The sequence below is a fragment of the Pseudomonas sp. genome, from assembly GCF_051660785.1.
Classification (GTDB): domain Bacteria; phylum Pseudomonadota; class Gammaproteobacteria; order Pseudomonadales; family Pseudomonadaceae; genus Aquipseudomonas.
In genome coordinates this window covers 20,726-42,040 of sequence record NZ_JBOFQE010000064.1, presented here as the reverse complement: position 1 = coordinate 42,040, position 21,315 = coordinate 20,726, and the positions used below count along the sequence as shown (strand labels likewise).

Below are 21,315 nucleotides of genomic sequence, written 5' to 3'. Positions count from 1 at the left end.
CTGACTGTCGGGGGCTGCGGCCCAGGAGTTTCCCATGCTCTTACAACGCATTTTTGCTTCGGTGCTGTTGCTGGCCTGCCTCAGCCTGGTGCTGATGGCCTGGCCCTACCAGGCGCCTTTTTCCTACGAACCGATCGGACCACGGGCCTTCCCGCTGTTGATGCTGGGGCTGATGGGCTTGGGGCTGGTTTACATGGTGTACCGCCCTTCGCCTATCAAACACACCGATGAAGATCCGCCGATGGATCGCGAAACCCTGACCAAGATTGGCCTTTGCGTGTTGCTGCTGCTGATCTTCGCCGGGCTGTTCGAGCCCTTGGGCTTCATTCTCAGCAGCATGCTGATCGGGATTCCGATGGCCCGCCTGTACGGCGGACGCTGGTTGCCGGGCGCGGTGATTATCAGCCTGATGAGTATCGGGCTGTACCTGCTGTTCGACAAAGTCATGGACGTGCCACTGCCTCTGGGCCTGCTCGACGTTCTGGAGAACTGATATGGATACGCTTGGTTATTTGAGTCACGGCTTCGGCGTCGCCCTCACCCCTTACAACCTGATCACCGCACTGTGCGGCACGCTGATCGGCACCGTCGTCGGCCTGCTGCCGGGCCTGGGCCCGATCAACGGCGTCGCGTTGTTGATACCGATTGCCTTCGCCCTCGGTCTGCCGCCGGAATCGGCGTTGATCCTGCTGGCAGCGGTCTACCTGGGTTGCGAGTACGGCGGCCGGATCAGTTCGATTCTGCTGAACATTCCCGGCGAAGCCTCCACCGTGATGACCACCCTCGACGGCTACCCGATGGCCCGTCAAGGCATGGCGGGCGTGGCACTGTCGCTGTCAGCCTGGAGCTCATTCATCGGCGCCTTCATCGCCACCTGCGGGATGGTGATCTTCGCGCCGATTCTGGCGAAATGGGCGATTGCCTTCGGACCGGCGGAATACTTTGTATTGATGGTGTTCGCGATTGTCTGCCTGGGCGGCATGGCCGGTGATCGACCGCTGAAAACGTTTATTGCGGCGTTGATCGGCCTGTTCCTGTCCACCGTCGGCATCGATGCAAACAGCGGTGTCTACCGCTTCACCGGTGACAACATTCACCTGACTGACGGCATTCAGTTTGTGGTGCTGGTACTGGGCCTGTTCTCTATCAGCGAAATCCTTTTGCTGCTGGAAAAAACCCACCGTGGCCAGGAAGCGTTCAAAGCCACCGGCCGGATGATGTTCAACTTCAAGGAAGCGGCGTCGGTGTTCTGGGTGAACATGCGTTGCGGTGTGCTCGGGTTCATCATGGGCGTGCTACCGGGTGCCGGCGCGACACTGGCCAGTGCCGTGGCCTACATGACCGAGAAACGTATCGCTGGCCCCAGCGGAAAATTCGGACAAGGCGACAAGCGCGGTCTCGCCGCCCCGGAAACCGCCATCGGTGCTGAAGCTTGCGGTGCGCTAGTGCCGATGTTGACATTGGGTGTTCCAGGGTCGGGCACCACGGCAGTGATGATCGGCGCGCTGTCGCTGTACAACATCACGCCGGGCCCGCTGCTGTTTCAACAGCAACCGGACATCGTCTGGGGCCTGATCGCGTCGTTGTTCATCGCCAACATCATGCTGGTGATCCTCAACATCCCGATGATCCGCATCTTCACCCGCATCCTCGCCGTGCCGAACTGGGCGCTGGTGCCGATGATCGCGATCATTACCGCCATCGGTGTTTTCGCGGTGCATGCCACCACCTTCGACCTGTTCCTGATGATCGGCATCGGCATCTTCGGCTACATTCTGCGTAAGCTCGACTTTCCGCTGTCGCCCGTTCTGCTGGGCTTCATCCTCGGAGGTTTGATGGAACAGAATCTGCGCCGCGCCTTGTCGATCTCCAACGGTTCGCTGGAAATACTCTGGTCGAGCGGGATAACCATGGGTGTCTGGGCGTTGATCGCGGTGATGTTGCTGGTGCCGATCCTGCGGATCTGGCGCAAACGTTCGGTTGCCCGGCGCGTAGTCGCCGATGTCTGATCGAACACCCTTCAAAGCCTGGTGGGGTACGCCGCTGGTCGGCGCGCTGGGCGGTTACCTGGCCAGCCTGGTCGGCTGGCCGCTGCCGTGGATGGTCGGCTCGTTGCTGGCGATCATCCTGGTGCGCTGCCTGACCCCGTGGCAATTGGCGGAAATCCCTGGCGGCCGCAAGTGCGGCCAGTGGGTTGTCGGTATCGGCATCGGCCTGCACTTCACCCCGGTGGTGATGGAGCAAGTGTTGAGTCACTTCGGCCTGATCTTCTTCGGTGCCTTGATCACCTGCCTGTCCGCCGTGGTCGGGGTCTGGTTGATGCGGCGCACCGGAGAGGATCGCGCCACCGCATTTTTCTCAAGCATGCCCGGGGGCTCCGGGGAGATGGTCAACCTCGGCGCGCGCAACGGCGCGGTGCTCAGTCGCGTCGCGGCGGGGCAAAGTCTGCGAGTGTTGGTGGTGGTGCTGTGTGTGCCAGCAGCATTCAAATATTTGCTGGGTTACGGCGCACCGGTCTTGCACCCAAGCACCGTGAATTGGTGGTGGCTGGCCCTTCTATTCCCGGCAGGTGCATTGGCAGCCTGGCTCTGGGAACGTCTTCGTCAACCCAATCCGTGGCTGTTCGGGCCGTTGCTGGTGAGTGCAGCGGTGAGCATTGGTTGGGATTTGCACATCGGCTTGCCCAATGGCGGCAGCCAGATCGGCCAATGGCTGATCGGCAGCGGCTTGGGTTGTCATTTCAATCGGCAGTTTTTCCGGCGGGCGCCTTCCTTTATGGGCCGAACCTTGATCGGGACGGTGCTGACCATGTTGATCGCCACGGCGGCAGCATTGGGATTGAGCGCGCTGACGCATCTGGATTTGCGTTCGCTGACGTTGGGCATGATGCCTGGCGGGATTGCGGAGATGAGCCTGACGGCGGAGACCCTGCAATTGTCTGTACCGCTGGTGACGGCGATGCAGGTGATGCGGCTGTTGTTTGTGTTGTTTCTGGCAGAGCCGTTGTTCAGGTATTGGAATCGCGAGCCGGAGCCCTAGCCTGCAATTGCCAGTCGGCTTGTTATACCCGCTGAGAAAGAGTTTGCTACCATCTCTACTTCGGGAGAGGTGAATAGATGCACATCAGCAAACTACAGATAGAAAACTTGCGGTCTTTCGAGAATGCCACCCTTGAGTTCAATCTGCCGGGCACTGAAGGTCTGCAATATCCCAACGTCAGCGTATTGCTGGGGGACAATGGCCTCGGCAAGACCAGCATTCTCAAAGCCGTTGCACTGGCGGTATTGGGACCTCTGCTGAGTGGCAACTCCGGTTTTGTACCCGAAGGTTTGATCCGGCGCGCTCCGGCGAAAGTTGGCGGCAAGATCAACCTCAAAAAAAATACAGCGATTCTGACCGCTGACATCCTCTCGACAGTAGAAGAAAAACCGCAGAAAGATCCGACGGAGTCCATGCCCGAAAAGTTTTCGGTGAGCACAGAAGTCCGTACGGTCAGCTCGGTAGAGCGGATGAGCTGGCATATTTCTCCGAAAAACGCGGATGAAACCATCGAGGCGATGCAACTCGATGAAAAAAGCCCAGCATTTTTCATTGTCGGATACGGAGCCACCCGACGCGTAGAAGCATCAGCACGAGTAGACGAAAGCGCCCGAACCCGATCCCGTCTTCGTCGTTATGAACGTGTTGCAGGTCTTTTCGAAGACCACCTGACACTCATGCCGCTGTCTTATTGGTTGCCGGCGTTTTCCGTGGAAAACAAGGGTCGGTACAAGCAAGTCATCAACCTGATCAACGAGCTGCTCCCGCCGGCTTGCCAGATTCAGAGCATGCCCACGGGCCGTGAGCACCTGTTCGAAATGAACGGCTTCGTTCTGCCCTTCCGCGCATTGTCTGACGGTTACAGAGCCTACATCGGCTGGATCGGCGACATGTTGTTCCACGTCTGCAAAGGCATCGCCAGCGGTTTGAAGCTGCGAGAAATGCGCGGCGTGATCATGGTCGACGAAATCGATCTGCACCTTCATCCCGAATGGCAGCGCAGCGTTGTCCCCACGCTGGCCAAGGCCCTGCCCAACGTTCAGTTCATCCTGACAACCCATAGCCCGCTGGTTGTCGGCTCACTGATGTCGCAAAACCTGTTTGTGCTGGCCGAGGAAAACGGCTCGAGCATTGTTAAACGCCTGCCTGAACATGTCCGAGGGAAAAGCGCCGAGCAAATTCTGCTATCGCCTTATTTCGGCCTGGAAAGCACCCGGGCCGCCACCACTGCAACGGCCCTCAGTAAACTGGCGCGCAGTGCGGTTTCCGGCAATACCAAAGCGTCTGTCGATTATCTTAAAATTCTTGCCAAAGGAATGAGCGTCGAAAGCATGGCCGGAGCTGAGAAGCCGAAGCCGACCGCCGCTCGACGCGCGGTTAAAAAGCCGTCGGGGTCGTCGGGGCCAGGAATATGATTCGATACGCCATCTCGGAGGCTGAACTGATTGAATTGATCAAAAGCGAAAAACCGAGCTGGATGGGTCGCGCCAAGAAGCGCATCCAGAATTACATCGACGCGGGCGGTTATACCGATGACTCGGATTTCTGGGGAGAAATCAAACAGGTCTACATTACGCTGCAATATGAAAAATGCGCATACTGCGAAACCAAGCTTCAAGGGGCGGTCCTGGCAAGCAAAGTCCACGAAGTTGAACACTATCGACCCAAGAGCGAAGTCAAGGCGTGGCCAAACCACAACGTTGATCACTGGAAAAAGTTCAAGCCTGCCTGGGCCACGGGAACGGCCAGCAACACTGGCTACTACAAGCTCGCTTACCACCCCCTGAACTATGCGATTGCCTGCACCCGCTGCAACTCGACGCTTAAATCCAGCTACTTTCCGATTCGCGGCAATCGCGACACTCAGAACGGCGATCCGGCAAAGATGCTCGACGAGTCGGCACTGTTGCTATATCCGGTTTCAATGACCGACCCCGACGACCCTCAAGACATCATTACCTTCGACGGGGTGCTAGCCGTCCCAACGCACAGCGCTGGACCGGCCTACGAACGAGCAGTCACCAACATCGAGTTTTTTCAGCTTAATCATGAGGACCTGACGTCGCGAAGAGCTCAGGAAATCATCAATTTATGGATAGCAATGGAAACGGCGAACTCCACAGACGCGTCAACTGCTGCTAAAAAAATAGCGACAAGAGTTATCGCTTCGCTTTGCAGCCCCCGAAGCCAGTTCACCTCATGCATTAATTCATTTCAGCGTCTATATAACGAGGATCGTACCGAGGCCGAAAGCATTGTAGATATTCTCGTAGATGCTCTGCCTGATTAGGTAAGCAGTCTCTTTTGCTTAAGCGCTCATGGTTGTGAGTCCAACGCTGGCAACCGCCACTCAATCGGCGTTTCGCCATTCTGCTCAAGAAACTTGTTGGTCCGGCTGAAATGCCCGCACCCCAGAAAACCGCGATAGGCGGACAGCGGTGACGGATGCACCGAGGTCAGCACCAGGTGCTTGGTTGCATCGATCAGCTTCTGTTTGCTCTGGGCATGTGCCCCCCACAGCATGAACACCAGATGCGGTTGCTGTTGGCTGACCACTTCAATGATCCGATCCGTGAAAAACTGCCAGCCCTTGTCCTTGTGCGCATTGGCGTTGGCGCGCTCAACAGTCATGGTGGTATTGAGCATCAACACGCCCTGATCAGCCCAGCTCTGCAGATAGCCATGATTGGGAATGTCGATGTTCAGGTCGCGCTTCAACTCTTTATAGATGTTCACCAGCGACGGCGGTGCCGGTACGCCCGGCTGCACCGAGAAGCACAGCCCGTGGGCCTGTCCCGGGCCGTGATACGGGTCCTGGCCGAGGATGACGACCTTGACCTTTTCCAGCGGTGTGGAGTTAAGTGCGTTGAAAATCATCGGCCCCGGAGGATAGATTTCCTTGCCCGCCGCGCGCTCCTGTTGCAGGAAATTACGCAACTCTGCCATGTAAGGCTGGTCGAATTCGGCACGCAATGCCTCCTTCCAGCCCGGTTCGAGTTTGATACGGTCATCAGCAGTCATGGTTACATCCGGCAAAAACAATGGGGCGAACCCTAGGAAAGCCCATCACGCTTGTCAATTGATCTGACACAGATCCGGCACTTTCCTGCACAGCGATCATACTGAACGCTCAAATTCCCAATCGAGGTCACGATGAATCTGCACTTCGAAGAACTCACCGGCACCGACGGCGCGCGCATCGGCGTCGCCAGCCTGGATGCCGAAAAATCGCTCAATGCGCTGTCCCTGCCAATGATCAACGCCCTGCGCGATCGGCTGGACGAATGGGCCAAGGACCCACAAATCGTCTGCGTTCTGTTGCGTGGTAACGGCGCCAAGGCCTTTTGCGCCGGCGGCGAAGTGCGCAGCCTGGTGGAGGCTTGCCGCGCTCACCCGGGGGAAGTTCCGCCCTTGGCCGCTCACTTCTTCGCGGCGGAATATCGCCTGGACTTCAACCTCCACACCTATCCAAAACCGCTGATTTGCTGGGGCCATGGTTATGTGCTGGGCGGTGGCATGGGGCTGCTGCAAGGCGCAAGCATCCGGATTGTCACGCCGAGCAGTCGCCTGGCGATGCCGGAGATCAGCATCGGTCTGTACCCGGATGTCGGCGCCAGCTGGTTCCTGTCACGGCTGCCCGGCCAGCTCGGATTGTTTCTTGGATTGACCGGCGCGCAAATGAACGGTCGCGATGCGATCGATCTGGACCTCGCCGACCGTTTCCTGCTCGATGAACAGCAAGAAGAGCTGATCGAAGGCTTGCTGCAGCTGAACTGGCAGGAACAGACGCCAATGCAGCTGAACAGTCTGCTCAAGGCTTTGCAGCAGGAAGCCATGTCGCAGATGCCCGAAGCTCAGTGGCTGCCCCGGCGCCAGCAAATCGATGAACTGCTGGATGTCAGCGATGTGCACTGCGCCTGGAAAGCTATTAGCCATCTGCGTGACCATACGGATCTGCTGTTCAGCCGTGCGGCGAAAACCATGACCGAGGGTTCGCCGCTGACCGCGCATCTGGTGTGGGAACAGATCGCCCGCGCCCGGCACATGTCGCTGGCTCAGGTCTTTCAGATGGAATACACGATAAGCCTCAACTGCTGCCGTCATCCGGAGTTCAGCGAGGGGGTGCGGGCGCGGTTGATTGACAAGGATCAGAAACCGCATTGGCATTGGCCGGACATCAACACGGTGCCGGATGCGGTGGTGGAAGCGCACTTTCATAAAGTCTGGGAAGGCCGACATCCATTGGCGGATCTGACGGAATACTGAATAAAAATGTGGGAGCGGGCTTGCTCGCGAAAGCGGTGTGTCATCCAACAATATGTTGACTGACTGTCCGCCATCGCGAGCAGGCTCGCTCCCACATTGGTATTGCGTCTAGCTCATATTAACGATGACCGCCTCGGCCATTGTGATCGCCGCGACGACCGTCATGGTCACCTCGCCCGCCGTGATTGTTGCGCCCGCCATTGCCACGGTAGTCATTGTTCCATCCGCCACGGTTGCGGCCGTCCCAGCCATGATTCTGATGGGCCCGGTAGTCGTTCCGTTGCGACTGGTAATAACGGGGTGCCGGTTGATAAACCCGCGGCTGATGGTAGTACCGAGGTGTTGGCTGGTAGTACCGCGCGGGTGGCGCGTAGTACCGGCGGGGCTGCGTGTAATAACCCCCGCCGCCTGAATAATAAGGGCCGCCACCGGAATAATAGGCGGGCGCTGGCGAGGTATAGACCTCGGAACTGTAGTAGCTGCCTCCTCCATCGGAATAGGGCACGCACGCACCAAGAGACAATCCCAATACTGCAATCAGAAGAATTCGGTGGACCTGTTTTCGACAGAGCATGGCGGCCTCCTGGACCGCGAGTGAGCCACACCAGCGACGCTGGCAGGCGACAGTCAATTATTCGGTGACTGTCGAAAGATCAGACATCGATTTCGGAATCCGGTGCGTTCTTGAAACAGATTGAAACAAGTCGCCGATGAAAGGTTTTTCATCTATTCACCCGCTGATTAATGGTGGCCACCGCGATATCCACCACCGTAATGACGTGGCCCGTGCCCGCCCCAATAGAAGTAACGATAGCCACCATAAAAGCGCGGGCCGTAGTAGTAACGCGGTCCGTAATAGTAGGAATAGGGTGAATAGCCGGGGTAGTAATAAGGCGCGGAATAAACATCGTAGCCACCGGCGTAGTAATAGCAGCCAGACAAGCCCAGACCGAGAACGACACCGAACAACAGTCGACGGAACATGGCGGCCTCCTGAAAGACCACAACCGGATCAGGCCGGCTGACATCCCTTTTGACTGGCAACGCTGCACCGAGTGCCGAGCGGCGCGGACCTTCAGATCAGCGGCCAATCCGATCCATTGCAGTGCACCCACGCACCATCAAAAGGCAACCCGCTCGCCCTTCCCAGCGCACGAACCGCGTAACTCCCCACACTAGAGCCCTCAAGCCGACTTGGCACGGCTCTCGCTTTAGCAAACCCGTGCAGGAGTCATCACAGGTTCGCGGCACCACAATTTGCAATGGCTGACTAGGGTTCCGGCTCGCTAAGGCGAGTGGCTGGTCCGAGAGTTGGCGACCTCCAGTTGGGGTTACACGGCGGGACAAAAGCCCGGGAGACAAGCCACCGTTCGCGGTGCCGCGTTGACTCCTGCCCGCCCTTGATCAACTGGAGAACCACCCATGCTCAAGCTTCGTTTACCCGCCCTGCTCGCCGCTGCTTTTGCAGCCCTCGTGAGCGTCTCGTCCCAGGCCGCACAGAAAGACCACTTCAGCGTCTGCTGGACCATCTACGCCGGCTGGATGCCGTGGGAATACGCCGGCAGCCAAGGCATCGTCGACAAATGGGCGAAGAAGTACGGCATCAAGATCGATGTGGTGCAGCTCAACGATTACGTCGAATCCATCAACCAGTACACCGCCGGCCAGTTCGACGGTTGCACCATGACTAACATGGACGCGCTGACTATTCCGGCGGCCGGTGGCGTCGACAGCACCGCGCTGATCGTCAGCGACTTCTCCAACGGCAACGACGGCGTCGTGCTCAAGGGCGACGACAAGAAAGTCACCGACCTCAAGGGCATGGACGTCAATCTGGTCGAGCTGTCGGTTTCCCACTACTTGCTGGCCCGGGCGCTGGACTCGGTCGATCTCACCGAGAAAGACCTGAAAGTGGTGAACACCTCCGACGCCGACATCTCCGCCGCTTTCAACACCGATCAGGTCAACGCCGTCACCACCTGGAACCCGATGCTTTCGGACATCAAGGCCAAGCCCGGGGTGACCGAAGTCTTCAACTCCAGCCAGATCCCCGGCGAAATCATGGACATGATGGTGGTCAACAGCGCCACCCTCAAAGACAACCCGGCCCTGGGCAAAGCGCTGACCGGTGCCTGGTTCGAAGTGGTCGCGTTGATGAACGCGAAAAACGCCGCCAGCAAAACCGCGCTCGAACACATGGCCAAAGCCTCGGGCACCGATCTGGCCGGTTTCCAGTCGCAACTCGACACCACCAAATTGTTCGCCACGCCCAAAGAAGCCCTGGACTTCTCCACCAGCAAGCAGCTGCCGGAAACCATGCGCAAAGTTGCCGAGTTCTCGTTCCAGCACGGCTTGCTGGGTGAAGGCGCCAAGGACACCAGCGCGGTCGGCATGGCCTTCGCCAATGGCGTGACCAGCGGCGACAAGACCAACCTCAAGCTGCGCTTCGACCCGACCTACGTGCAGATGGCCGCTGACGCCAAGCTGTAAACCGGAGGACTGGCCATGCGCCTGATCAATCGCCACCCGGATCGCCCGAGTCGCCTGCTGTTGGTGATCCTGCCGTTCGCCCTGGTGCTGTTCGCCTACTTCATGGGCTCGGCCGAGCGGCTGACGGACAATCCCAACGACAAGCTGCTACCGAGCGCGGTGCAGATGACCGACGCGGTGAAACGCCTGGCCTTCACCGCCGATACGCGCACCGGTGAATACCTGCTGTGGCAAGACACCGCGTCCAGCCTGCGCCGCCTGGCCATCGGCCTCGGCATCAGCGCGCTGGCCGGGCTATGTCTGGGCATCGCCGCCGGGACGTTGCCGCTGTTTGGCGCGCCGTTGTCGCCGTTACTGACGGTGCTGTCGATGGTGCCGCCGCTGGCGATCCTGCCGATTTTGTTCATCGTGTTCGGGTTGGGGGAGTTGTCGAAAGTGATGCTGATCGTGATCGGCATCACCCCGTGCCTGGCCCGTGATCTGGAACAGCGCGCCCGGGAAATTCCGGTCGAGTTGCTGATCAAGGCCCAGACCCTCGGCGCATCGACCTGGACGTTGATGCTGCGCGTCGTACTGCCGCAACTGTTGCCACGCTTGTTGATCTCGCTGCGACTGATGCTCGGTTCGGCGTGGTTGTTCCTGATCGCCGCCGAAGCCATCGCGTCCACCGACGGTCTTGGCTACCGGATCTTCCTGGTGCGTCGCTACCTGGCGATGGACGTGATTCTGCCGTACGTGGTGTGGATCACCCTCCTCGCCTGGCTGATGGATTGGGGGCTCAAGCGCCTGACTCAGCGTGCGTTCCCTTGGTATGAAGGAGCGCGGGCATGAGCTTCATCACGGTGAAAAACGTCTGGCAGCAATACGCCGATCAGGTGGTGCTGGAAGGGTTGAACCTGAGCGTCAACGAGGGTGAGTTCTGCACCCTGGTCGGCGCCTCGGGTTGCGGTAAATCGACCTTCCTGCGGCTGCTGCTGGGTCAGGAACGCGCCAGTCGCGGTGAGATTCTGCTGGATGGCCAGGCCCTGGCCGGCGAACCGGATTCGAGCCGTGGCGTGGTGTTCCAGCGTTACTCGGTGTTCCCGCACCTGACCGTGCTGGACAACGTCGCCCTCGGCCTCGAACTGCCGCGTTCGCCGTTACTCGGGCGCTTGTTCGGCAGCGCCAAACGCGATGCACGGGAACAAGCCTCGGTGCTGCTGCACAAAGTCGGCCTCGGCCACTCGCTGGACAAGTACCCGGCGCAGCTGTCCGGCGGCATGCAACAACGGCTGGCCATCGCCCAGGCGTTGATCATGAAACCCCGCGTGTTGCTGCTCGACGAACCGTTCGGCGCCCTCGATCCGGGCATCCGCAAAGACATGCACGCCTTGCTGCTGGAGCTGTGGCGCGAGACGCAACTGACGGTGTTCATGGTCACCCATGACCTGTCCGAAGGTTTCAGTCTTGGCACCCGACTGCTGGTGTTCGACAAGGTCCGCATCGACCCGCACGCCCCCGGCGCCTATGGCGCGCGCATCACCTACGACATCCCTTTGAACAGCGACCGCCGCGCCCATCGCGCCGCCGTCGACGCCTTGCCGGCTGAGCTGGCGGGCACGCTTCGTATCGCTTAGAGGATTTGCACATGACTGATTCGACTCAACTGTTCCCCCCCTTCGCTGAAGAAATGATCCCCGGCGGCGGCCATCGTTCTTTCGTGTTGAAGCGCGGCCAACTGCTGCGACTTACCGACTTGCGCGGCGGCGCCAATGTCAGCCTGACATTGCTCAACGCCAACGAAAAAACCGAGCGCCTGAACCTGCCCGACAGCCTCAAATGCCAACACACTGCCAAGCTCACTACTGGCCATTGCCTCTACTCGGACATGGGTCGCGTGCTAGCTGCGATCACCGCCGACACCTGCGGCTGGAGCGACAGCCTCGGCGGCGTGCTCTGCGCTGAAGAGGTCGCGGAAAAATACGGCGCCGGTCGTTATCAGGAACTGCGCAACGGCTTCTTCCGCAACGGCACCGACAACCTGTTGGTGGAATTGGGCAAGTGGGGTTTGGGCCTGTCCGACCTGCTGATGACGCTCAACCTGTTCAGCCGCGTGAACGTCGATGAAGCCGGGCGTTTCCACTTCGTCGAAGGCCATTCCAAGGCCGGCGACTATATCGAGTTGTACGCGCCGATGGACACGCTGGTGGTGCTCACCGCTCTGCAACATCCGATGGACCCGTCACCGGAATATGCCCCCAAACCCTTGAAGCTCAGCTGGATGAATGCCGACGCCAGCGTCGCCGAACACTGCCGCACCTCGCGCCCGGAAAACGAGCGCGGCTTCATCAACACCGACCGCCTGTTCGCCTGAGGATCGCTGCCATGTCACTTGCAATCGCTACTACTCAAAAGCATCCAGAAGCTGCGGTCTACCGCGCGACAATCCCGGCAGGCGAACCGTGGCTGATGGAGGTCAAGGCTGGCCAGACGTTGCGCATCCTCGACCTGGAAGGCAATCAGGCCGTCGATACCTTGTTCTACAGCGTCGCCAACCCCAAGGAACGTTACGACGTGCAGCGCACGTTGCGCCGGCAGAACAACGTCTACCTGAGCACCGGCAGCGTGCTGTATTCCAACCTCGGCAAATCGATGCTGACCATCGTTGCCGACACTTGCGGTCGTCACGACACCCTCGGCGGTGCCTGCGCGCAAGAGAGCAACACCGTGCGTTACGCGCTGGAGAAACGCTACATGCACAGCTGCCGCGACAACTACCTGCGCGCCTGCGTCCACGACGGGCGACTGGGCAAGGGCGACATCGGGCCGAACATTAATTTCTTCATGAACGTGCCAGTGACCGCTGACGGTGGGCTGACGTTTGAGGACGGGATTTCGGCACCGGGCAAGTACGTCGACCTGCGGGCCGAGATGGACGTGATCGTGCTGATCTCCAACTGTCCGCAGCTGAACAATCCGTGCAACGCCTATAACCCCACCCCTGCGGAGCTGCTGGTATGGAACTGAAAATGGCGCGGTTGCGGCAGTGGTTGTTTGCCTTGTGCCAGGCCCGTTCCGGGCAGTGCCTGAAAAAGTAAGAACACCACAATCCAAATGTGGGAGCGAGCCTGCTCGCGATAGCGGTGTGTCAGTCGACATCAATGTCGAATGTGCTGGCCCCATCGCGAGCAGGCTCACTCCCACAGGGGTTCAGTGGTGTTCTGAAGAGTTGTGATTTTGCCGTCGGGGACGACCCCGGCGCACATCGAAAAACTGCGGGACGGCCCGCATCCCCTTCAGGGGTTATGCCATGTTCGAAAAAGTCCTGATTGCCAACCGTGGCGCCATTGCCTGCCGCATCCTGCGCACACTGCGAGAAGTGCAGGTCAAAGGCGTTGCCGTTTACTCCGAAGCCGATGCCGCAAGCCTGCACCTCGTGCAAGCCGATGAAGCCCACAGCCTCGGTGAAGGCGCAGCCGCCGGCACCTATCTGGCGGTCGACAAAATCCTCGCCATCGCCAAAGCCACCGGCGCCACGGCGATCCATCCCGGCTATGGCTTCCTCTCGGAAAACGCCGCGTTCGCCGAAGCCTGCGAAGCCGCCGACATCGCTTTCATCGGCCCGACGCCGGAGCAGCTGCGGGTGTTCGGCCTCAAGCACACCGCGCGCGCCCTGGCCAGGCAACACGGCGTGCCGATGCTCGAAGGCACCGAACTGCTCGACAGCCTCGACGCGGCGCTGATCGCAGGCGAACAGGTCGGCTACCCGGTGATGCTCAAAAGCACCGCCGGCGGTGGTGGCATCGGCATGCGCGTGTGCCGCAGTGCGGCCGAGTTGAGCGAATCTTTCGAAGCGGTGAAACGTCTCGGCCAGAACAACTTCAGCGACGCCGGTGTGTTCATCGAGAAATACATCCAGCGCGCCCGGCATCTGGAAGTCCAGGTGTTCGGCGACGGCCGCGGCGAAGTGATTGCCCTCGGCGTGCGCGACTGCTCGGTGCAGCGGCGCAACCAGAAAGTCCTCGAAGAAACCCCGGCACCGAACCTGCCCGCAGGCATGGCTGAAGAGCTCTGCACGGCAGCAATCAAACTGGCGAAAGCGGTGAATTACCGCAGCGCCGGGACCGTGGAATTTGTCTTCGACAGTGAGGCTCAGCGTTTCTACTTCCTCGAGGTGAACACCCGCTTGCAGGTGGAACACGGTGTCACCGAGCAAGTGTGGGGCGTCGATCTGGTGCGCTGGATGGTGGAACTGGCGGCCGGTGATTTGCCGCCATTGAATGTGTTGAGCCAAGGTTTGAAAGCCGACGGCCATGCGATTCAGGCGCGGCTGTATGCCGAAGATCCGGGCCGCGGTTTCCAGCCGAGCCCAGGCTTGCTGACCGCCGTGAACTTCCCTGTTGCCGATGGCAAACACCTGCGCATCGACACCTGGGTCGAGGCCGGTTGCGAGATCCCGCCGTACTTCGATCCGATGATCGCCAAGGTCATCAGCTGGGCGCCAAGCCGTGAAGAGGCGGCAGCCGATTTGCATCAGGCGTTGGGCGACAGCGTCCTCTATGGCGTGGAAACCAACCGTGATTACCTGCGGCAAATTCTGCTGGATGCGCCGTTCGCCAGCGGGCAGCCGTGGACCCGTTGCCTGGAAGGTCTGGTGTATCAGGCCAATACATTTGAAGTGCTCAGCGCCGGTACTCAGACCAGCGTCCAGGACTATCCCGGCCGGCTCGGTTACTGGGCGGTGGGCGTGCCGCCGTCGGGGCCGATGGACAGTCGCGCGTTGCGTCTGGGCAATCTTCTGCTGGGAAATGATGAAGGTGCCGCAGCGCTGGAAATCACCATGAGCGGGCCGTTGCTGCGCTTCAATTGCGATGCGGTAGTGGCGGTGACCGGCGCGGTGATTTCACTGACGCTTAACGGTGAAGCCGTAGCGATGAATACGACGCTGCTGATTTCGGCCGGCGCCACGTTAAGCCTCGGCACGATTGCCGGTGCTGGCGCTCGCAGTTATCTGTGCCTGCGCGGCGGTTTGCAAGTGCCGGACTACCTGGGCAGTAAAAGCACGTTCACGCTGGGTCAGTTTGGTGGCCATGGCGGTCGTGCGTTGCGAGCGGGTGATGTGTTGCATGTGCCTGCCTTGATCGACCGCAACGTCGATCAGCAACTGGACCACGTCACCGAGTTACCCATCGTGCGGCAGATCCGGGTGATCTACGGGCCGCATGGTGCGCCGGAATACTTCACTGAAAACTACATCGGCACCTTCTTCGCTACTCAATGGGAAGTGCACTTCAACTCCAGCCGTACCGGCGTGCGATTGATCGGGCCGAAGCCGGAATGGGTGCGGGCCGACGGGGGGGAAGCGGGGCTGCATCCGTCGAATATTCATGACAATCCGTATGCCATTGGGGCAGTGGATTTTACCGGGGACATGCCAGTAATCCTCGGTCCCGACGGCCCTAGCCTCGGTGGGTTTGTTTGCCCGGTGACGGTGATTGAGGCGGATCTTTGGCAACTGGGCCAACTCAAGGCCGGGGACAAAGTCCAGTTCTCACCAGTCGACATCAAAACCGCCCGAAATCTCGCCTTGAAATGGAATACCCCTTGTCGGAGCTGGCCTGCCAGCGATGGGGACCGACCAGACACCGCATCAGCTTCATCGCTGGCAGGCCAGCTCCCACAGGGTCTTTTGTCGCCTGTGGTATTGGATTTGGGTCTGGGGGATACGCGGCTGGTTGCGAGGTTGTCGGGGGATACGCATTTGCTCCTGGAAATCGGCGCGCCGGAACTCGATCTGGTCCTGCGCTTCCGCGCCCACGCCCTGATGCAAGCCCTGGAAAGCAAAACCCTGCACGGCGTCATCGACCTCACCCCGGGCATCCGCTCGCTGCAAGTGCACTACCAGCCCGAGCAACTTCCCTTGGCCGATCTGCTCGGCATCGTCGCCGGTGAATGGGACGCCGTATGCGCCGCCAAAGACCTGCAAGTCCCATCGCGCATCGTGCATCTGCCGCTGTCCTGGGACGACCCGGCCTGCCAACTGGCGATCGAGAAATACATGACCACCGTGCGCAAGGATGCGCCGTGGTGCCCGAGCAACCTGGAGTTCATCCGCCGCATCAACGACCTGCCGAACCTCGACGAAGTGCAGCGCACGGTGTTCGACGCCAGCTATCTGGTGATGGGTTTGGGTGACGTCTACCTCGGCGCACCGGTCGCCACCCCGCTCGATCCGCGTCATCGTCTGGTCACCACGAAATACAACCCGGCCCGCACCTGGACCGCGGAAAACTCGGTGGGCATCGGTGGTGCCTACATGTGTGTGTACGGCATGGAAGGCCCCGGCGGTTATCAGTTTGTCGGTCGCACGCTGCAGATGTGGAACCGCTACCGCGAAGTCGCCGCGTTCGATGGCAAACCGTGGCTGCTACGCTTTTTCGACCAGATCCGTTTCTACCCGGTGAGCGCCGATGAACTGCTGCGCATTCGCCGGGACTTCCCGCTCGGGCGTTTCGATCTGAACATCGAACACAGTCAGCTGAACCTGGCAGATTATCAGGCGTTTCTGGCGCAAGAAGCCGAGACCATCGCCGCGTTTCGCGATCAGCAACAAGGCGCGTTCAACGCCGAGCGCGAACGCTGGATCGCCAGCGGCCAGGCGCATTTCGACAGTGAAGAACCGGCCCCGGAAGCGGCCGAAGATGCACCGCTGGCCAACGGTGAAATGAGCGTCGACAGCCACATCGCCGGCAACCTCTGGCAGGTTCAGGTCGAGACCGGCAGCCGCGTCGCCGCCGGTGATGTGCTGGTGATTCTGGAGTCGATGAAGATGGAAATTCCGCTGCTCGCGCCCATGGCCGGCGTGGTGCGCGAGATCCGCGTGCAACCGGGTTCGGCGGTGCGCGCCGGACAGCGCGTCGTCGTGCTGGAACTCGACTGATCCCATTTGGAAAAGGAATGACGCCTTGAACATCAATCTGCAACTCGACGCCCTGCGCAATGCTTACCGTGACGGCAGCACCACGCCTCGGCAACTGCTGCTGAGCCTGCGCGATAAAGCCGCGGCGCTGAATCCGGATTATCACCTGTTCATCCACTTGCTGAGTGTTGAAGAACTGGAACCGTACCTCGCCGCGCTCGACGGCCGCGAACTCGACAGCTTGCCGCTGTTTGGTGTGCCGTTTGCGATCAAGGACAACATCGACCTGGCGGGCATTCCGACCACGGCGGCGTGTCCGGCGTTTGCCTATGTGCCGCAACGGTCGGCGACCGTCGTCGAGCAGTTGCTGGCGCTGGGTGCGGTCCCGTTGGGCAAGACCAATCTTGACCAGTTCGCCACCGGCCTCAATGGCAGCCGATCACCGTATGGCGCCTGTCCGAACAGCGTATTGCCGGAGTATCCGTCGGGCGGCTCCAGCGCCGGATCTTCCCTGGCGGTGGCGCTGGGTGTGGCGAGTTTTTCGTTGGGTACCGACACGGCGGGATCGGGACGTGTGCCGGCGGCGCTGAACAATCTGGTCGGCTTGAAAGCCACCAAAGGCCTGATCTCCACGGCGGGTGTGGTGCCGGCCTGTCGCACGCTCGATTGCGTCACGACGTTCACCGCAACAGCCCGGGAGGCCAGTCAGTTGCTGGCGCTCACTGCACACCTCGACCCGCGAGATGAATACAGCCGCCGCAACCCGATGTGGAATGACGACTCGGCGTTTGGCGCTCCGCGTCCTTTCCGGTTCGGCGTGCCACGTGCGCAGGACCTGGAATTCTTTGGCTGCACTGAAGGCCCGTTGTTGTTCGGCGATGCCATCGACCAGCTCAAGGCGTTGGGCGGTGAAGCCGTGGAACTGGATCTGTCGCCGTTCCTCGAAGCGGCGCGGCTGCTCTATGAAGGGCCGTGGGTGGCCGAGCGCTACAGCGTGGCCGGCGAGTTGATGGAGCAGAATCCTGAAGCCGTACTGCCGGTGATTCGCGCGGTGCTGGCCAAGGCACCGGCGGTGAGCGGCGTGCAGACGTTCCGCGCCCAGTATCGGCTGCAAGCGTTGAAAGCGCTGTGTGACCAGGCGCTGGAAAATCTTGATTGTGTCGTCACGCCCACTATCGGCCGCCCCGTTACGTTAGCGGAACTGGACGCCGAACCGGTCCTGCGAAATTCGGAACTGGGTTACTACACCAACTTCATGAACCTGCTCGATTACGCCGCCGTCGCCGTGCCCAACGGGTTCATGGGCAATGGATTGCCGTGGGGCGTGACGGTGTTTGGTCGGGCGTTCACCGATCAGTATTTGTTGAGTGTGGCGGATGCTTTGCAGCGCCGTTCGGCTGAGCCTGCCCCGACGACTGTCGCCCGTAATGATCGCGCACGACTGGTGGTGTGTGGCGCGCATCTGGATGGGCTGGCGTTGAACTGGCAATTGAAGAAACGCGGCGCCCGGTTGGTCGAAACGACGTTTAGTTCGCCTGACTATCAGCTGTATGCGTTGGCCGGCGGCCCGCCGTTTCGTCCGGGCATGGTTCGGGTGATGGATGGCGGTGTGGCGATTGCCGTGGAGGTGTGGGAGTTGCCGAGCAGTGAGTTGGGATCGTTTCTGACCGGGATTGCGGCGCCGCTGGGGTTGGGCAAGGTGCAACTGGCGGATGGGCGTTGGGAGAGTGGGTTTATTTGTGAGGGGTATGGGTTGGAGGGGGCGGTGGATATTAGTCACCTTGGTGGGTGGCGTGCGTATCTTGAGGCTGGTGTCTGATCCGGAATCAGCCCTCACCCTAACCCTCCCGAAACGTCGGACCGCCCGGGGGGAGAGGGGACTGACCGAGGTGACTGTTCAAGTTACATCGACCTGAAATTTCGAAGTCGAACTCAGGTTTTAGAAGCATGAAGATCGGCCCCCTTTCCCCCTCTCCCCTCTGGGGCGGTCCGACGCTTCGGGAGGGCTGGAGTGAGGGGTGGCCCTACCTGACACCATTCCCCTCACAAATGCAGGAGTTATTTCCCCGCTGTGACATTAGAATGCCTGCCATCGGGTCACTGCCAACGGAATCGTCATGCCGCTTCGCTCGCCGCTGTATTCGCAACGTTCGTTGGTCCTCACGCTTGTCACGTTGCTGGGTGCAGGCTTTCTCGCGACCTCGTTCCTGAGCTACTACGCCTCGCGAGCCTCCATCCGCGACAGCATCATCAACACCGAGCTGCCGCTGACATCAGACACGGTCTACTCGGAAATCCAGAAAGACCTTGTCAGACCGATCCTGATTTCCTCGATGATGTCCCGCGACACCTTCATGCGTGACTGGGTGGTAAACGGTGAGCAAGACCCCGAGAAAATGACCCGCTACCTTAACGAGGTCATGACTCACTATGGCGCTTACACCGCATTTTTTGTCTCCAACACCAGCCTCACCTACTACCACGCCAAAGGCGTACTCAAACAGGTCAAATCCACGGAGCCCCGCGACGCCTGGTATTTCCGCGTACGCGATATGGCCGATCCCTACGAGATCAATGTCGACCCGGACCTTGCCAACAAGGACAACCAGACTTTCTTCATCAACTACAAGGTGTACGACTACAACAACCGGTTCATCGGCGCCGCGGGCGTCGGGCTGACGGTCGACGCGGTGATCAAGCTGATCGACAAATACCAGCAGCGTTACCAGCGCAGCGTGTACTTCGTCGACAACTTCGGCCGCCTGGTACTCACCGGCGCCGAGGGCGGACCACAAGGTGCGCACATCGGCCAGAAACTCGACGAACTGGACAACATGAAAGAGTTGGTCCGCCAGCTACCCAAACCCCACAGCGGCAGCTACGAATATTCCGTCCACGGCCAGAGACATTTCCTCAATGTGCGGTTCATTCCGGAGCTGAACTGGTACCTGTTCGTCGACAAGCGCGAAGATGGCGCCCTCAGTGAAATTCGCCAGTCGCTGTACCTCAATCTGCTGATTTGCCTGCTCGTCACGCTGATCGTGCTGGCCCTGCTCAACCGCGTGATCAAGCGCTACCAGGGCAAAATCCAGGCGCAGGCGACGCTCGACAGCCTGACAGAACTGCCGAATCGTCGCGGTTTCGACCTGTTGGCTGCACAAGCCATGCTCGAAGCCGAGCGCGAGCCCAAGCCGCTGACTGCGATGTTGCTGGATCTGGATCACTTCAAGACCTTGAACGACACCTACGGCCACTTGGCCGGCGATCAGGTGTTGATCGGCTTTGCCCGGGATCTGGAGAGTTGTTTGCGGCACTCAGATATCGTCTGCCGCTGGGGTGGCGAAGAGTTCATCGTGCTGCTCAAGGACACTGACGGTGAGACCGGTCTGATCATCGCCGAGAAAATTCGTCAACATGTCGAGCAACAGCGTTATGCCTACAACAATCATGCCTTGCAGCTGACGGTCAGCATTGGCCTCACGACGCTGCAACCGGATGAAACCTTGCACACCCTGCTCTCCAGGGCCGATCATGCGATGTATCGGGCCAAGCAATCCGGCCGAAACCGTACTTGCGCGGAAATGCCTCACACCAGTTATGCATAGTCCTACATGAACAAACCTGAATTTTGCCCGGCCTGCGGCGCGTACAACGACTGCACCCTGGCCGACCCGCGAACCGCTGATCGGACCTGCTGGTGCTACGGTGTCAGCATCGACCCGGCGGTCCTCGAAGCGCTGCCGCCCGAATTGCGCGACAAATCCTGCCTGTGCCCACGCTGCGCGCAGGTAGAAGCGCAGCTGTAAGCATCCTTGTGGCCGATCACGTAAGATGCGCGGCCCGCTTTCTGCCGATTTCGACTCATGCGCGTTGACCGTTTCCTCAGCAACCTGCCCCGCTTCAACCGTAAGCAGGTTCGCCTGTTGCTGGTGGAAAAGCGCGTACGGGTCGACGGAAAAATCATCAGCGACCCGCATGCCGAGGTACTGGAATTCAGCCGGATCGAAGTGGATGACGAAGTGCTGCAAGCCGGCAAACCCGCGCGCTACTTCATGCTGCACAAACCGCCCGGCTGCGTCAGCGCCACCCGCGACCCTGAACACCCGACCGTACTCGACCTGATCCATGAGCCGGACAGCGATGACCTGCACATCGCCGGGCGCCTGGATTTCAATACCACCGGCCTGATGCTGATCACCAACGACGGCAGCTGGTCGCGGCGCCTGACCCAGCCGCAGACCAAACTGCCCAAGGTCTATTACGTCGAGACCGAGCAGGAGATTGGCCCGGAATACGCGCTGAAATTCACCGAAGGTCTGTACTTCGCGTTCGAAGACCTCACCACGCAACCGGCCGAGCTGGTCGTGCTCGGGCCGAAGTCGGCGCGGCTGAGCATCGTCGAGGGCCGTTATCACCAGGTGAAGCGGATGTTCGGCCACTTCGACAACAAGGTGCTACGCCTGCACCGCGAACGCATGGGCCCGTTGGTGCTCGATAACGCGCTAAAACCGGGCGAGTACCGCGCATTGCGCACCGAAGAGATCCATTTGATCTAAGCAGGCGACCGCTCAGCAGAAGTTGTCGAACAATTTACGAATGACACTTGCGCGATGACGTGACCC

Annotated in this window: 19 protein-coding genes and 1 riboswitch; of the genes, 16 read left to right on the top strand and 3 right to left on the bottom strand. The window is 60.0% G+C overall.

Features of this window, described 5'->3' with window-relative positions:
- Positions 1 to 34 precede the first annotated feature (34 nt).
- The 5 genes from ACRC4F_RS17880 to ACRC4F_RS17860 all read left to right on the top strand — a co-directional run bounded on the left by ACRC4F_RS17880 (position 35) and on the right by ACRC4F_RS17860 (position 5,329).
- Positions 35 to 493 carry a tripartite tricarboxylate transporter TctB family protein gene (locus tag ACRC4F_RS17880; RefSeq protein ID WP_438660547.1) on the top strand — a complete coding sequence of 153 codons (459 nt, stop codon included), beginning with the start codon at positions 35 to 37 and terminating at the stop codon, positions 491 to 493.
- Position 494: 1 nt separating this feature from the next.
- Positions 495 to 2,009, top strand: a complete 1,515-nt coding sequence (locus ACRC4F_RS17875; protein ID WP_438660546.1) for a tripartite tricarboxylate transporter permease — start codon at positions 495 to 497, stop codon at positions 2,007 to 2,009.
- A complete protein-coding gene (locus tag ACRC4F_RS17870) occupies positions 2,002 to 3,039 on the top strand; it encodes an AbrB family transcriptional regulator (RefSeq protein ID WP_438660545.1) in 1,038 nt (345 codons plus the stop codon). Before ACRC4F_RS17875 ends, ACRC4F_RS17870 begins: the two co-directional genes overlap by 8 nt.
- A 77-nt stretch (positions 3,040 to 3,116) precedes the next feature.
- Entirely contained in the window at positions 3,117 to 4,454 is a 1,338-nt protein-coding gene (locus tag ACRC4F_RS17865) for an AAA family ATPase (RefSeq protein WP_438660544.1), read from the top strand.
- A complete protein-coding gene (locus tag ACRC4F_RS17860) occupies positions 4,451 to 5,329 on the top strand; it encodes a hypothetical protein (RefSeq protein ID WP_438660543.1) in 879 nt (292 codons plus the stop codon). Before ACRC4F_RS17865 ends, ACRC4F_RS17860 begins: the two co-directional genes overlap by 4 nt.
- Positions 5,330 to 5,355: 26 nt before the next feature.
- Here ACRC4F_RS17860 and ung read toward each other — a convergent pair whose 3' ends face one another.
- Positions 5,356 to 6,060: a uracil-DNA glycosylase gene (gene ung, locus ACRC4F_RS17855; protein WP_438660542.1), complete on the bottom strand. Its 705-nt coding sequence runs from the start codon at positions 6,058 to 6,060 to the stop codon at positions 5,356 to 5,358.
- A gap of 132 nt (positions 6,061 to 6,192) precedes the next feature.
- On the opposite strand from ung, the gene ACRC4F_RS17850 reads away from it, so the two are divergent.
- Complete coding sequence (locus ACRC4F_RS17850; protein ID WP_438660541.1) at positions 6,193 to 7,305, top strand: enoyl-CoA hydratase/isomerase family protein; 1,113 nt, start codon at positions 6,193 to 6,195, stop codon at positions 7,303 to 7,305.
- A 118-nt stretch (positions 7,306 to 7,423) separates the two neighbouring features.
- Here ACRC4F_RS17850 and ACRC4F_RS17845 read toward each other — a convergent pair whose 3' ends face one another.
- Complete coding sequence (locus ACRC4F_RS17845) at positions 7,424 to 7,879, bottom strand: hypothetical protein (protein WP_438660540.1); 456 nt, start codon at positions 7,877 to 7,879, stop codon at positions 7,424 to 7,426.
- A 167-nt stretch (positions 7,880 to 8,046) separates the two neighbouring features.
- Positions 8,047 to 8,289, bottom strand: a complete 243-nt coding sequence (locus tag ACRC4F_RS17840) for a hypothetical protein (protein ID WP_438660539.1) — start codon at positions 8,287 to 8,289, stop codon at positions 8,047 to 8,049.
- A 275-nt stretch (positions 8,290 to 8,564) separates the two neighbouring features.
- A riboswitch (guanidine-I (ykkC/yxkD leader) is annotated at positions 8,565 to 8,665 on the top strand.
- Positions 8,666 to 8,727: 62 nt separating this feature from the next.
- Between ACRC4F_RS17840 and ACRC4F_RS17835 the strand changes: the two genes are divergently transcribed.
- The 10 genes from ACRC4F_RS17835 to ACRC4F_RS17790 all read left to right on the top strand — a co-directional run bounded on the left by ACRC4F_RS17835 (position 8,728) and on the right by ACRC4F_RS17790 (position 21,249).
- On the top strand, positions 8,728 to 9,795 hold the full coding sequence (locus ACRC4F_RS17835) for a putative urea ABC transporter substrate-binding protein (protein ID WP_438660538.1): 1,068 nt from the start codon (positions 8,728 to 8,730) through the stop codon (positions 9,793 to 9,795).
- Positions 9,796 to 9,810: 15 nt separating this feature from the next.
- Positions 9,811 to 10,626, top strand: a complete 816-nt coding sequence (locus ACRC4F_RS17830) for an ABC transporter permease (RefSeq protein WP_077749608.1) — start codon at positions 9,811 to 9,813, stop codon at positions 10,624 to 10,626.
- Positions 10,623 to 11,411, top strand: a complete 789-nt coding sequence (locus tag ACRC4F_RS17825) for an ABC transporter ATP-binding protein (protein ID WP_438660537.1) — start codon at positions 10,623 to 10,625, stop codon at positions 11,409 to 11,411. The genes ACRC4F_RS17830 and ACRC4F_RS17825 overlap by 4 nt, the downstream gene beginning before the upstream one ends.
- Positions 11,412 to 11,422: 11 nt before the next feature.
- Positions 11,423 to 12,148, top strand: a complete 726-nt coding sequence (locus ACRC4F_RS17820) for an urea amidolyase associated protein UAAP1 (protein WP_438660536.1) — start codon at positions 11,423 to 11,425, stop codon at positions 12,146 to 12,148.
- An 11-nt stretch (positions 12,149 to 12,159) separates the two neighbouring features.
- A complete protein-coding gene (locus ACRC4F_RS17815; RefSeq protein WP_438660535.1) occupies positions 12,160 to 12,801 on the top strand; it encodes an urea amidolyase associated protein UAAP2 in 642 nt (213 codons plus the stop codon).
- 283 nt (positions 12,802 to 13,084) lie between these two features.
- Positions 13,085 to 16,714 (top strand): urea carboxylase, encoded by a 3,630-nt coding sequence (gene uca, locus ACRC4F_RS17810; protein WP_438660534.1) that lies wholly within the window; start codon positions 13,085 to 13,087, stop codon positions 16,712 to 16,714.
- Positions 16,715 to 16,739: 25 nt separating this feature from the next.
- Positions 16,740 to 18,512 carry an allophanate hydrolase gene (gene atzF, locus ACRC4F_RS17805; RefSeq protein ID WP_438660533.1) on the top strand — a complete coding sequence of 591 codons (1,773 nt, stop codon included), beginning with the start codon at positions 16,740 to 16,742 and terminating at the stop codon, positions 18,510 to 18,512.
- 298 nt (positions 18,513 to 18,810) lie between these two features.
- Positions 18,811 to 20,298, top strand: a complete 1,488-nt coding sequence (locus ACRC4F_RS17800; protein WP_438660532.1) for a sensor domain-containing diguanylate cyclase — start codon at positions 18,811 to 18,813, stop codon at positions 20,296 to 20,298.
- A 6-nt stretch (positions 20,299 to 20,304) separates the two neighbouring features.
- On the top strand, positions 20,305 to 20,499 hold the full coding sequence (locus tag ACRC4F_RS17795; RefSeq protein ID WP_438660531.1) for a cysteine-rich CWC family protein: 195 nt from the start codon (positions 20,305 to 20,307) through the stop codon (positions 20,497 to 20,499).
- Between the two features lie 57 nt (positions 20,500 to 20,556).
- Positions 20,557 to 21,249 (top strand): pseudouridine synthase, encoded by a 693-nt coding sequence (locus tag ACRC4F_RS17790; RefSeq protein ID WP_438660530.1) that lies wholly within the window; start codon positions 20,557 to 20,559, stop codon positions 21,247 to 21,249.
- Positions 21,250 to 21,315: the final 66 nt, after the last annotated feature.